At 45.8% G+C, this 13351-nt stretch carries 10 protein-coding genes; 6 read left to right on the top strand and 4 right to left on the bottom strand.

Going from position 1 to position 13351, the window contains the following annotated elements; genetic code table 11:
- The first annotated feature begins 4 nt into the window (after positions 1-4).
- The 3 genes from recO (at position 5) to acpS (ending at position 1934) form a co-directional block, all read left to right on the top strand.
- Positions 5-742, top strand: coding sequence for a DNA repair protein RecO (gene recO, locus BIY29_RS12900; RefSeq protein WP_121575523.1), 738 nt, complete (start codon positions 5-7; stop codon positions 740-742).
- An 80-nt stretch (positions 743-822) separates the two neighbouring features.
- Positions 823-1554, top strand: a complete 732-nt coding sequence (pdxJ, locus tag BIY29_RS12895; protein ID WP_121575522.1) for a pyridoxine 5'-phosphate synthase — start codon at positions 823-825, stop codon at positions 1552-1554.
- Complete coding sequence (acpS, locus tag BIY29_RS12890; RefSeq protein ID WP_121575521.1) at positions 1554-1934, top strand: holo-ACP synthase; 381 nt, start codon at positions 1554-1556, stop codon at positions 1932-1934. The genes pdxJ and acpS overlap by 1 nt, the downstream gene beginning before the upstream one ends.
- A 3-nt stretch (positions 1935-1937) precedes the next feature.
- Here acpS and BIY29_RS12885 read toward each other — a convergent pair whose 3' ends face one another.
- Positions 1938-2198 carry a YfhL family 4Fe-4S dicluster ferredoxin gene (locus BIY29_RS12885; protein WP_121575520.1) on the bottom strand — a complete coding sequence of 87 codons (261 nt, stop codon included), beginning with the start codon at positions 2196-2198 and terminating at the stop codon, positions 1938-1940.
- A gap of 361 nt (positions 2199-2559) precedes the next feature.
- Here BIY29_RS12885 and pdeH point away from each other — a divergent pair, with 361 nt between their 5' ends.
- Together pdeH and BIY29_RS12875 are read left to right on the top strand one after the other, a co-directional pair.
- Positions 2560-3351, top strand: coding sequence for a cyclic-guanylate-specific phosphodiesterase (gene pdeH, locus BIY29_RS12880; RefSeq protein WP_121575519.1), 792 nt, complete (start codon positions 2560-2562; stop codon positions 3349-3351).
- A gap of 801 nt (positions 3352-4152) precedes the next feature.
- Entirely contained in the window at positions 4153-5661 is a 1509-nt protein-coding gene (locus tag BIY29_RS12875) for a sensor domain-containing protein (RefSeq protein WP_121575518.1), read from the top strand.
- A gap of 41 nt (positions 5662-5702) precedes the next feature.
- Here the strand turns inward: BIY29_RS12875 and BIY29_RS12870 are convergent, their stop codons facing one another.
- From BIY29_RS12870 to BIY29_RS12860, 3 genes are all read right to left on the bottom strand, one after another.
- Positions 5703-7064: an HlyD family type I secretion periplasmic adaptor subunit gene (locus tag BIY29_RS12870; protein WP_121575517.1), complete on the bottom strand. Its 1362-nt coding sequence runs from the start codon at positions 7062-7064 to the stop codon at positions 5703-5705.
- Positions 7051-9237 carry a type I secretion system permease/ATPase gene (locus BIY29_RS12865; protein ID WP_121575516.1) on the bottom strand — a complete coding sequence of 729 codons (2187 nt, stop codon included), beginning with the start codon at positions 9235-9237 and terminating at the stop codon, positions 7051-7053. Before BIY29_RS12865 ends, BIY29_RS12870 begins: the two co-directional genes overlap by 14 nt.
- Before the next feature lie 100 nt (positions 9238-9337).
- Positions 9338-10690, bottom strand: a complete 1353-nt coding sequence (locus tag BIY29_RS12860; protein ID WP_121575560.1) for a TolC family outer membrane protein — start codon at positions 10688-10690, stop codon at positions 9338-9340.
- Between the two features lie 380 nt (positions 10691-11070).
- On the opposite strand from BIY29_RS12860, the gene BIY29_RS12855 reads away from it, so the two are divergent.
- Positions 11071-13351: retention module-containing protein (locus tag BIY29_RS12855; protein WP_121575515.1), on the top strand; the 2281-nt coding region annotated here is incomplete at its 3' end.

Raw genomic sequence — 13351 nt, 5'->3', positions numbered from 1 at the left:
GCCGATGGAAGGCTGGCAACGCGCATTTGTCTTGCATGGGCGACCTTATAGCGAAACCAGTTTATTGCTGGATTTGTTCAGCGAAAGTGACGGACGGGTTCGGATTCTGGCAAAAGGAGCACGTGCGCGCCGTTCCAGTTTGAAAGGTTGTTTGCAACCATTCACGCCTCTGCTGGTACGTTGGAGCGGGCGGGGCGAAGTGAAAACCTTACGCAATGCCGAACCGGTATCGCTGGCGCTTCCTCTTACCGGCGTGATGCTCTATAGCGGTTTATACGTAAATGAGCTACTTGCCCGGGTTCTGGAGCATGAAACCAATTATTCCGCGCTCTTCTTTGATTATCTCAGTTGCTTACAACAGCTTGCTTCTCAGAATACTTCACCTGAGCCAGCGTTGCGGCGCATTGAGCTAGGCTTGTTGGAGAACCTGGGATATGGCGTGGATTTTCTTCACTGTGCGGGTAGTGGCGAACCTGTTGCCGATACCATGACCTACCGGTATCGTGAAGAGAAAGGTTTTATAGCCAGTCTTATCGTCGATAACAATAGTTTTACTGGCTATGAGTTGCGGGCGCTGGCGTCACGAGAATTTCCCGATTCGGCAACATTACGGGCGGCCAAGCGTTTTACCCGCATGGCATTAAAACCTTATCTTGGTGGTAAACCTTTGAAAAGTCGTGAACTGTTTCGCCAATTTTTACCTAAATTTATTTTACCGCCCCTTCCTCCTTCTGATAAATAATCCTGTCTCTCCTGTACCCAGAAAGTAGAACATCAGTGTAAACTGCCTCATGTTACACATTATTTTATCGAGGATTTATCATGGCTGAACTGTTATTGGGCGTTAATATCGATCATATCGCTACGCTTCGTAATGCCCGCGGTACTAACTACCCTGATCCGGTGCAGGCCGCATTTTTATCAGAACAGGCCGGAGCCGATGGGATTACAGTCCACCTGCGTGAAGACCGACGCCATATCACTGATCGTGACGTGCGCATCCTGCGGAAAACCATTCAAACCCGTATGAATCTGGAAATGGCAGTGACTGAAGAGATGGTGAATATTGCCTGCGAGTTGAAACCCCATTTTTGCTGCCTGGTACCTGAAAAGCGTCAGGAAGTGACAACCGAGGGAGGATTGGATGTTGCTGGCCAGCAGGAGAAAATGAACGATGCGGTCGCCAGATTAAGCCGTGCAGGGATCCTGGTGTCTTTATTCATTGATGCGGATGAACGCCAAATCGAGGCGGCTGTCGCCAGTGGTGCGCCTTACATTGAAATCCACACCGGCGCTTATGCGGATGCCGTTGATGATAAGGCCCGACAACATGAGTTTGAGCGTATCCGCGAGGCGGCGGCCTATGCGGCGGGAAAAGGACTGAAAGTGAACGCCGGTCACGGTTTGACGTATCATAACGTACAGCCTATTGCGGCTTTGCCGGAAATGCATGAACTGAATATTGGTCACTCAATCATCGGACGTGCGGTGATGAGTGGCTTGAGCGCCGCAGTCGCCGAAATGAAGGCATTAATGCGGGAAGCCCGCCGCTGATGGCGATCCTGGGGCTGGGGACGGATATTGTCGAAATCGCTCGTATCGAATCTGTGGTTGAGCGTTCAGGTGAGCGGCTGGCCCGCCGCATTCTAACAGAAAATGAGTGGCTGCAGTATCAACAGCATCAGCAGCCAGTTCGCTTTCTTGCCAAGCGTTTCGCCGTTAAAGAAGCGGCGGCGAAAGCCTTTGGAACAGGGATTCGTAATGGACTGTCTTTTTCTCAATTTGAGGTATTTAACGACGAACTGGGGAAACCTTGCCTGCGTTTTTTCGCCAAAGCCTCTGAATTGGCTGCTCATCTGGGGGTAAAGAATGTGCATGTTACTCTGGCTGATGAGCGACGTTACGCTTGCGCGACGGTGATTATCGAAGATTGATGTTTAGAGTTTGTCAGCATGATGCATTAACACATATTTTTCCCACAGTTGCTCATTGTTTTCCCGGTGTTCAGGATCCTTGATGATGGTGTTGTCGATTGGACATACTTTCTGACAAGTTGGCGTGTCGTAATGTCCGACACATTCTGTACACCGGTTTGCATCAATTTCGTAGATATCCATTCCCATTGAGATAGCCTGGTTAGGGCATTCAGGTTCACACATATCGCAATTGATACATTTATGGGTGATGAGTAATGCCATGATGATCTTCTATCTTACAAACAGGGCGCAGATTATACCTGCTGACAACTATTTAAACACGATCAACTGTTATTGATGAGCAAATAGATGGTTAAGTTACAGGGTAAATTAACCATCTATTCGTTAAATTGGATCTGGATTTATCCTTTAAACTGTACTAAGTAGTCGATATGACTGTGACTTTAAGCGTTTAACATATTGATTTTAAATATCAATTAATGTAATTGTGATACTGGTTTTATTACTTTCGCCGTATCGTGAGCATAGATTTATTTTTATCACCGATAAAGTTTGTTTTTGGAGAGTCGATAACGGTATATGCCCGTATGATATGGTTTTTATAACGAATAGTGTCAGTCTAATGGCGGAACTCATAGTGCAACAGGAAGGGAATGTTAATCAGTTTGGGCTATTGTTTCCTCAGCAGGGGGACGTTGAACTATTGGATTATAATTATTGGCATCAATGCCAGCGGCGGTATACTTTTCAGCCAATTTACCTAACGTCGGGTAAATTGATGGCTATTGAGCTATTAACCTCAGTTTTTTCTCCTGCCTTGCCACAAAAATTTATTTCTCCTGAAAAATACTTCGCCAACATCAATGTTGAAGAGCGTCTGCAAATTATTGTAGAACAACTGCAACTTTTATCGCATTGGCATCGGCGTTTTATTCGTGACGAACTGGTTGCATCGGTCAACATTGATGGTATGACGCTGCTTGCTTTACAAAAGAGTCATGAAGCGAAAAGGCTTATCTCTTCGATGCCCTGGATTCGTTTTGAAATGGTAGAAAATCAGGGGGGCTTACCGAAAGAAACATTAACAAAACTTCCTGAAGCACAAACCCTTTGGTTGGATGATTTTGGCTGTGGGATGGCGAATTTTTCATCATTAATGTTGGCGCAATACGATTGCATTAAAGTGGCCCGCGAACTCTTCATTCTGCTACAGCAAAGCAGCGAAGGTCGTTCGGTTTTCCCTGCGTTGATCGCTTTACTTGCACGCTTTTGCAATTATGTTGTTATTGAAGGAATTGAAACAAAGGAAGAGTTGGCCATTGTTAAAGCATCCCATGCGGATGCTGCCCAGGGGTACTATCTCTCTCGTCCGCAGCCATTTGATAACTTTGATACGCTGAGAACAGAACTCTAGATGAAAAATTTTCATTCCATGCTGTGAGCATGTAACACATACCTTTGTGATACGAGCGGTTCTAAATCTGGTTCTTCATCCTCCTCTATTTCCCCTAAACTCATTACAGTGGCTAATGCTTGTTAACTTCAAGAAAATCGGATGCTCTATGATAAGCCTTCTCTATAGTTAAAATGATATATTCATTTGTTAATTTAATTATTATTATTGTTTTATTCCTTGTTTTTTGTTAATTCCAGTGTTTTATATTATTAGTGAAGGGTGGGGTACTCTTTATGACTTTTTTAGTATGTATATGGCTTGCACAGGGCAAGTGCTTAAGTAATTTTATATATTATTAACTACTTGATTATTAATCATAAAAAAATAACTGTTTGTTACTAACGATCGAAAATCATTTTATGATAGATTTTGTTGATTAAAATGGTGATATTTATTGGTATAATTGATTTGCTTACAAAAAATTGATGTTCAGAATATATCGTCATGTACTCCGTGGAATATTTTTAAATTCCATTAGAGAAACTTATAACGTAATCAATTACTAATATTAAATTAAAACACTTTTTTGATCTTTTTAGTCTTAATTTACGCACAGCCATATGCGAGGGTTTTATGTTGATATTTCTATGTTTCTGAATTCACCAGCTATCTGGAGCATTTTTTCTTTCATCCTTTCTGCTCTCTGGAAATGTGCCGATCCTGAAAATCGACGGGATAGGGGTTTGTTACCGGGATTTTTCGTCATCAGTGCTATGATTTGTACGATCAGGACCACTCGGGACTGAGGAGAGTGTTATTGTGTATGAAATTATAATAACCATATTATTATTACTGTTGTTGTTTTCTTCTGTAAAGAATAGAAAAATTAAACAAAAGTTTAACTCTGAGCAGAAAAAACAAAATTTTCTAAACATGATTTTCTTTGCGACAGAATATAGTCCTGCTTCTATTATGATTGCGGATGAAAATTGTGAAATCATTTACGTCAACCGCCAATTTATTACCATGTCTGGCTATATGCCGGATGAAGTTATTGGCAAAAAAACGAATATATTAAGCTCGGGTTTGACCAATGCTGCCGTCTATGAAGATCTTTGGTCTACCATAAATAAAGGTGATGTTTGGAGTGGCGAGTTTGTTAACCGCCGGAAAGATGGGCAACTTTATTGGGAAAAAGCCAATATCGTTAAAATATATAATAAAGCAAACAATTCAACTCAATATGTTGGCGTTAAACTTGATATCACTGAGAGAAAAATTCAAGAACATCATGATAATTCCTATAATCGAGCATTAGAACTCCTATCAAGCGGCGCACCGTTAAAAGATATTCTTGATGCAATCATATTCAGCGTAGAAGAAAAAAATCCTGGTCGTATTGTATGTTCAGTATTACTGGTTGATAAGGATAAGAAATGCCTGACTTTAGGGTCGGCACCCAGTTTGCCTGGTTTTTATAAAAATGCGATTCATAACGTTAAGATTGCTGATGGCGTCGCCTCATTTGGAACCGCAGCTTATACAGGAAAAAGAGTAATAGCAGATGATATCTCTATTCATCCTGATTGGTCTTTATATAAAGGTTTGGCTTTATACGCTGGTTTGCGTTCGTGCTGGTCTGAACCTATTTATGGCCAGAATAAAGAAATATTAGGTGTGCTGAGTGTTTATCACCGAAAAGTGTATGTTCCTAATGATGAGGAAATTTACTCTATTGAGAAATCTGCCCAGCTAATATCGATTGCCATAGAACGATATCGTGCGATTGATATGCTGCGGCGAAGTGAGGAGCACTATCGCCAATTGGCACATTATGATTCATTAACTTCATTGGCGAACGGCTTAACGTTTGCAGAACAAATGGAGCAGGCAATTCTGTTGTCTAAGCAAACAGGCAGAAAGATTGCATTGATGTTCCTTGATCTTGATAGGTTTAAACAGATAAATGATTCTTTCGGACATGCTGTCGGCGATTTGTTATTAAAAGAAGCCGCAACACGAATGCGTGATGCGGTAAGAGATTCAGATACGGTATACCGGCGCAGTGGCGATGAATTTATTATCTTATTGCAAGGTATTAAGGAGGTTGATAACACATTGTATGTTGCTGATAAAATTCATAATGCGTTAAATAAACCCTTTGATATTGAAGGGAAAAGGCTTGATATATCCTGTAGTATAGGTATCGCCCTGTATCCAGAGCATGGCACTGACTCGCTGACATTAGCCATTAATGCGGACTCTGCAATGTATCAGGCAAAGGCTATGGGGCGTAGTCATACTCAAATTTATCATGATATTAAATAATCATAAATAAAAAGGCTCTGCTAAAAAGAGCCTTTTCCCAATCATCGTTCTCGCAATGCTTCAGCCCTGGCTCGGAGGATCGGTTTTAACAAGTAGCTAAGAATTGTTTTCTTTCCCGTTATTATATCAACCGATGCCACCATACCTGGAATAATAAGGAGCGGTTTCTCAGCGGTTCCCAAATAGTTTTTATCAGTGCGCAAACGAATAATATAAAAACTATTCCCTTCTTTATCGGTCACTGTATCTGGACTAATTTGTTCTAGTTGACCTTTCAGTCCGCCATAGACGGTGTAATCATAAGCGGTAAGTTTAATAATGGCTTCCTGACCGGGGTGCAGAAAAGCGATATCCTGAGGGCGGATTCTGGCCTCGACCAACAGATTGTCATCCAGCGGAACAATCTCTACTAAATCACTTCCTGGCTGAATAACGCCACCAATGGTGTTAACCAGAATTTGCTGGATAATACCCCGGACGGGAGAAACGACGAGTGTACGATTTACCCGATCTTCCAAAGCCTTGCCAGTGGCAGCGATCTTATTCAGGTTGGTTTGCGCTTCGTTCAATTGTGACAATGCATCGCTTTTGTAACGCCCGCGAGTTTCCTCAATTTTATTCTCAATCTCTTTGATGGCCGATTCGGCGCGGGGGATAGACAGCGTGATGGATTCAAGCTGACCTTTGGTTTCCACTTCTGCTCGCCGCAAACGCAGCACTTCCACCTTTGAAATGGCGCCTTCGGCGATAAGTGGTTCAGACATCCTGATTTCTTGCTGGAGCAGATTCAGGCTATTGCGAAACTGGATCTGTTTAGCGGAGAAATCACGCAGCTCCTGTCGGCGCTGTATCAACTGTTCTTCCAACCCGGAAATCTCATTGCGGAATTGCTGACGTCGGCTGTTATATAGCTCTCGTTCGCCATTAGCCACTTCCGGCGATCGGGCGGCGATGTCTGCAGATAACGTTAAATCCTGATCGTTAATCTCAGCACTCAGGCGCTCAATTCTCAAGGTTAAAGCAAGCCGATCTGCTTCGGTTTCCCCTACATTGGAGGCGAAACGGGTATCGTCAAGCCGCAGTAATGGATCGCCGGCCTGAACGACCTGACCTTCACGAATAAACAGTTCGGTGACAATACCGCCTTCCAGATTCTGGATTTTTTGCAGCCGTGAGGAGGGGATTGCCTTGCCATCACCGCGTGTAACTTCGTCTACGTTTGCGAATGCCGCCCATAGAATGAAGAATAAGAAAAAGGCCCCGATACTCCATAGTGTAATACGAATGATTCTGGGGGAGTCCTCCTCCATGGCGTGATTGACTTCGGGCATGGTCTGAAGGTTATCTTCATCTCGTCCGGTAAAATAACGCCTGATACGTTTAGCATATTCAACGAGACGCATTGATCTGTCCTTTCTTTAAGGCATCCATCACGATGGCCTTTGGCCCATCGGCAATAATGCGTCCTTTATCAACAATAACTAAACGATCAACTAATGCCAGCATAGACGCCCGATGTGTCACCAGCAATAGCGTTTTATTGGCGATCACGGGTACTAACGCCTGTTTAAGCCGATCTTCACTGGTGTTATCCATAGAGCTGGTTGGCTCATCAAAAACCAGAATAGGCGGATCGAGCAATAACGCTCTGGCCAGCGCAACCGCCTGGCGCTGACCACCAGATAGTTGCTGCCCACGCTCACCGACCTGAAGGTTGTAACCGTCTGGATGCAGGCGGGCAAAATCATTAACCCCTGCTATTTCGGCCGCCTGTAGCATGATTTCATCTTCAACGTAACGGGCTCCACTGATCAGGTTATCGCGTAGTGATCCACTGAAAAGCTGAACGTCCTGTGGAACATAACCGATGTTGTGCCGCAGATCGCTGACATCCAACTGACGCACGTCCACATCATCAATAAGGATATTACCTGCTGCGGGTTGGTAAAGATTGACAATCAGTTTTTGCAGAGAGCTTTTACCTGAACCACTCCGCCCGATAATGCCCACTTTTTCACCTGCGGCGATTGAAATATTTATGCCTTGCAGAGAGCTGTTTTTCTGCTCAGGATAATGGAAGGTCACATCACGAAACTCGATGCTGCCGCGAATGCTTTCCCGCTTAAGCGGGCGCTCACTTTCACTGCGCTCCTGTGGTAGTTGCATCATTTGTTCCGTCGTGACCATTGTCAGGCGAGCTTGCTGGTAACGAGTAACCAGTCCTGATAGTTGCCCCAGTGGTATCAGCGCCCGGCCATTCAGCATATAGCAGGCGATTAACCCCCCCATGCTGAGTTTTCCATCAATTAACATATATACGCCGATCACAATCATGGCGACGCCAGCAACTTGTTGAAACCATTGCGTCAGATTAACGGCCAATGATGATAATGCCTTGGCTCGCATTTCCAGCCGACTGAGGCTGCCAATAGTCTGTTCCCACTGATATTGCCGTTCGCTTTCGGCATTATTCACTTTTATTGCATCCAGACCGCTTAATGTTTCGATAAGCGTAGCCTGACGTTCACTGGCAAGCTGCATTGTTTTTTCAATCGTGGCCGATAGCGGTTTTTGCAGCGCCCAACTGGTAAGCAAAGCAACAGGGTAGGCGAGTATTGAAACCCAGACCAACGGCCCACCAATAATACCGATGACCAGCAGGAGTAATAATGTGAAGGGGAAATCGACAAGGGTTGTCAGCGTTAACGAAGAGAGAAAATCTCTGAGTGATTGAAACTCATGAATATTTTGTGCAAAACTGCCGACCCGCGCCGGGCGGGCTTTCATCGACATACCCGTGATGCGTTCAAATAGCGTGGCCGAGATGATCAGATCGGTTTTTTTGCCTGCAATATCAAAGCAAATTCCACGTAGTGTTTTTAATATCAAATCGAAGATAAACGCACCGGTAATACCAATCGCCAACACCCATAAGGTTGCCGTTGCTTGATTGGGAACAACCCTGTCATAGACATTCATAATGAACAGCGGCGTTGCCAATGCGATGATGTTAATCAGCAGACTGGCAAGAACTGCGTCCATATAAAGAAAACGCGACAGTTTAAGCGTATCTTTAAACCAGGATTTGGTGCGGGGAATGAGTGAGTCATGCTGAATATCAAATTGATGGCGAGGTTGAGCGAACATCACCAGCCCCAGATAGTTCTGTTGCAATGTGTGGTGCTCGACGGTAATTTCCCCGCCTTCTGTTTCACTGGGCATAATACGGGCACTGCCATCGGCATTCCAGCCCAATAAAATTGCCGCTCTTCCCTCACTCAGCAACAACATTGCCGGCAGCGACATTTCATCAATTTTGTTTAGCTGGCGCTTAAGCACTCTGCCTTGTAATCCTGCACGGGCCGCGGCTCTGGGCAATAACTTCACCGACAGACGCTGGTTGGCAAGTGGTAATCCTGCGGTTAAGGTTGATCTACTGGCTGATTTTCCCTGCAAAGCACAAAGTATCAGCAAGCTATCCAGCAAAGGATCGTCATGACGGTTACGAGGATCGCTATGCTTATGGGCAACCGATTCGTCAGGATTTTTAGTATCTTGAACAGAATGCAATTTCATTTAGCTGAAATTTCCCTTACTCAACGCAATCCCTGCAATTGGTTTACGTCCCCGTGGGGCTTGAGCCTGAATACAAGCATGATTTATCGATAATGGATAATTAATTCAGTCCGGGTAACTCTGCGCGAGCTGTCACGTTCGTAAGACTATTACCCGCCGCGGGCGCCGGGATCGATAAACTATTCAATAAATCACCCATACGCGATTTTATCCGGTATTCGCTGAACAACGAAATAAACCGGACTTCCACCAAGCGCCGCTGCGCGGTAAATAACTCATTTTCACTGTCCAGCAAGTCCAATAGTGTCCTTTCGCCCAGACTAAACTGTTTCTGATAAGCGGTACGCACTTTCATACTACGGTTAGCATATTCTGCTGCAATAGGAAGTTGCTGGCGGGCATTGTTTAATGCAGACCACGACAATCGAAGTTCTTCATTGAGCTGGCGTAGGGCGTTATTTCTTAAATCCTGTGCTTCTTTTATTTGATAAGCCTTTGATTCTATTCCTGCTTTACCGCTTCCGCCTTCGTAGAGGTTGTAACGCATTCTTAGCATCGCCTGCCATTCGTTGTTGTGACCGCGACTACCATCAATGTTGTTATCCATACTACGCGCCAGTTCAATATTTACTCGTGGATAAAAGGTGGATTTCGCCGCTTCGTACTGCTGTTCGGTCGCTTCAATATCGGACTCGGCGGATTTTAACGCCGGACTATTAGCCCGCATGATACGTTGCGCTTCTTTCAGCGAAGCGGGCAGGATAATGGTGGAATCGCTGGGAAGAACCAGATTAGCAGCTTCTTTGCCGATGACACTATGGTAATTGGTTTGGGCATCATCAAGATTTGTTTTTTCTGTCAGAAGATTATTGCGCGCCTGAGCCAAACGGGCTTCTGCCTGTTCCAGATCAGCAAGGCGACCAACACCTTGTTCACTACGCAGTTTTATTTGATCGTAGATACGTTCGTGATTGGCAAGGTTGGCTTCGGCCAGCCGTACAAACTCCTGACGCTGTAACACATCAAGATAAACCTGCACGGCATCTAATGCTGTAGTTTCGCTGGTATTTAAGACTTTGTACGCACGGGAGTTCACCGTTGCGCGTTGCCGCCCAACCTCACTGGAAGTAGCAAAACCATCAAAAACCATCTGGCTTAAGTTGATACTGGATTCACTGCGATTCAGCCCAGTACGGTGATTACCGCTGGCGCGTGTTGACACGCTGTCTGTTTCTTCACGGCCTGCTCCCGCATTTAACGTGATGGAGGGAAGATAGCCCCCTTTGGCTGCACTTAAATCATGGTCAGCCGAGAAACGGCTATTAATGGCAGCGCTGACTTCAGGGTGTGTGTTAAGCGAGTGTTTAATTGCATCCTGAATAGTATCGGCATAAGTGTTACCGGTAAAAACCGTAATGAGAAACAATATAGAAGTTCTATATATACACGCCATAATATTAATTTCCTTCATAATAGTTGATTTTGTGATTATTCCTATTTTTCCATAAAGCAGTGATATTAATAGCTTGTTAGCTAATGTAATTATATGTCTATTAATATCAATGACTTATTTTTTTTGTAAGCAAAAGAAAGCGAACTAAAACATGTTAATTATTTTATATGAGTAAAGTTCTGGAAAGAATATTTCGAATTTTTTATTATATTGGTCATCGAGTCAAGCGCTGACGCATAAGACAGCTAATTGATAACTACTTCTCAATAATTTGTCAGGACGACATTCAGCACGATAAACCTGTCAGGATGATGCCGAGATCCTAATTACCGTAGTTTATTAAAATATAAAAATAATATAGATATCAAGGAGAAGCTATTATGAATGGCATTATCGGTATCATCAAATTCGTTATTGGTCAGGTTTTTGTCATCGCACTGGATGGCAGCCAACGGTTACTGGTCGCAGGTGAACGCATCTATAGCGGAGAAGAGGTCGTTACGGGAGATAACGGCGCTGTTTCCATCGCATTGCCTGACGGTCGCACACTGGATTTAGGCCGTGATAGCCGCTGGAGTGATGTTGCAGGTGTAGCATCTCAGAAAACGGCGGATGTGGACGATGAAGTCGCTGCTTTACAATCTGCCATTGCTCAGGGGGAAGATCCGACACAAGTGTTGGAACCCACGGCGGCAGGAAATGATGTTGTGGGTGAGGCCGGAGACGGTGGTGGTGGTCATACCGCCGTAGTGTTGGATCTCACAGGTGAAATTGTTGATATATCAACTGCAACAGGTTACGAAACTACGGGTTTAGCCTCCAGCACAGATTCCCCCATCGAGGGGGGGGATGCCAGCACTACGGTGCTGGCAGCGTCTGACACCAATAATCCTGATAGCTCGATACCTCCTTCTCTGACGCTTGCCTTTAATAATGACGGTACCGTTAGCTTTAGCTTTACCAGTCCTCCTGTGGGGTTCGATGAAAGTGATATTACCGTCGATAACGGTACACTGACGAGTCTAATTCAGGATCCGAACGCTCCCATGCTATGGACTGCTGTACTTACTCCAGCCTCCCGTTTTGAAGGGGAAGTCCGCGTTAGTGTTCCTGATGGCAGCTACACTGACGAGTCAGGAACATCAGGCACTGGCGTTAGTGGTACGATAACGGTCGATACATTGGCACCCGATGCATCTATTACTATCGATACTGTCACCGGGGATGATGTGATAAATATTGCCGAGTCCGGTCAGAACGTGAATGTCAGCGGCAAGGTCGGCAATAATGTGCAGGCCGGTGATGTGGTGATGGTCACCGTGGGATCTGAAACGTATCAGACCACGGTGAATGCCGATGGTGTTAGCTGGAGTGTTAGCGTGCCGGGCAGCGTACTGGCGGCGAATACTGAGATCAATGCCAACGTCACAACCCGTGATGAGGCAGGCAACGAAACCACGGCGAATACCAGCCGCACTTATGATGCGGATACCGTGGCTCCACATGCCTCGATCACCATTAACACTATCGCCGGTGACGATAGTGTTAATATCGCCGAGTCCAATCAGACGGTTAATGTGACAGGCCGCGTTGGTAATAATGTGCAGGCCGGTGATACGGTTACGGTAACCGTCGGTTCAGAGACCTACCAGACCACGGTCAATGCCGATGGTATTAGCTGGAGTGTTAGCGTACCGGGCAGCGTGCTGGCGGCAAACACTGAGATTAATGCCAGCGTCACTACTGCCGATGCGGCGGGTAATAGCACTACGGCAAGCGCTGATCGTTCTTACACTGTCGACACCGTAGCGCCGGAGGCCTCCATCACTATCGACACTGTCGCTGGTGACGATGTGGTGAATATCGATGAGTCCAATCAAGCCATCAACGTGACCGGCAAGGTTGGTAATAACGTTCAGGCCGGTGACGCGGTGACGGTCACCGTGGGTGCGGAGACCTTCCAGACCACGGTGAATGCCGATGGTGTTAGCTGGAGCGTGGATGTGCCGGGCAGCGTACTGGCCGGTAATACCGAGATTAATGCCAGCGTCACCACTGCCGATGCGGCGGGTAATAGCACTACGGTAAGTGCGGATCGTTCTTACACTGTCGACACCGTAGCGCCGGACGCGTCGATCACCATCGACACCATTGCCGGTGATGATAGGGTAAATATTGCCGAATCCAGCCAGTCCGTGAATATCAGCGGCAAGGTTAGCAACAATGTGCAGGCCGGTGATACCGTCACGGTAGCAGTCGGTTCAGAGACCTACCAGACTACTGTCAATGCCGATGGTATTAGCTGGAGCGTAGATATTCCGGGTTCTGTACTGGCTTCCAACTCGGCAGTTAGCGCCAGTGTCACCACTGCCGATGCGGCGGGTAACACCACCACCGCAGAGGCCAGCCGTCCTTACGCCGTCGATACGGTAGCCCCGGACGCCTTGATCAGCATCGACACTATTGCCGGTGATGATAGGGTGAATATTGCCGAATCCAGCCAGTCTGTGAATATCAGCGGCAAGGTCGGCAATAATGTGCAGGCCGGTGATGCGGTAACGGTCACCGTAGGCAATGAAACCTACCAGACCACGGTCAACGCTGACGGCACCAGTTGGAGCGTGAATGTGCCGGGCAGCGTACTGGCCGGTAATACCGAGA

The organism is Brenneria alni (genome assembly GCF_003666245.1).
Taxonomy (GTDB): domain Bacteria; phylum Pseudomonadota; class Gammaproteobacteria; order Enterobacterales; family Enterobacteriaceae; genus Brenneria; species Brenneria alni.
This window is presented reverse-complemented; position numbering and strand designations above follow the sequence as displayed.

What these genes read in the sequence shown, in the direction of transcription:
- recO (WP_121575523.1), top strand. Translation starts at nt 5, where the DNA reads ATGGAAGGCTGGCAACGCGCATTTGTCTTGCATGGGCGACCTTATAGC.
- pdxJ (WP_121575522.1), top strand. Translation starts at nt 823, where the DNA reads ATGGCTGAACTGTTATTGGGCGTTAATATCGATCATATCGCTACGCTT.
- acpS (WP_121575521.1), top strand. Translation starts at nt 1,554, where the DNA reads ATGGCGATCCTGGGGCTGGGGACGGATATTGTCGAAATCGCTCGTATC.
- BIY29_RS12885 (WP_121575520.1), bottom strand. Translation starts at nt 2,198, where the DNA reads ATGGCATTACTCATCACCCATAAATGTATCAATTGCGATATGTGTGAA.
- pdeH (WP_121575519.1), top strand. Translation starts at nt 2,560, where the DNA reads ATGGCGGAACTCATAGTGCAACAGGAAGGGAATGTTAATCAGTTTGGG.
- BIY29_RS12870 (WP_121575517.1), bottom strand. Translation starts at nt 7,064, where the DNA reads ATGCGTCTCGTTGAATATGCTAAACGTATCAGGCGTTATTTTACCGGA.
- BIY29_RS12865 (WP_121575516.1), bottom strand. Translation starts at nt 9,237, where the DNA reads ATGAAATTGCATTCTGTTCAAGATACTAAAAATCCTGACGAATCGGTT.
- BIY29_RS12860 (WP_121575560.1), bottom strand. Translation starts at nt 10,690, where the DNA reads ATGGCGTGTATATATAGAACTTCTATATTGTTTCTCATTACGGTTTTT.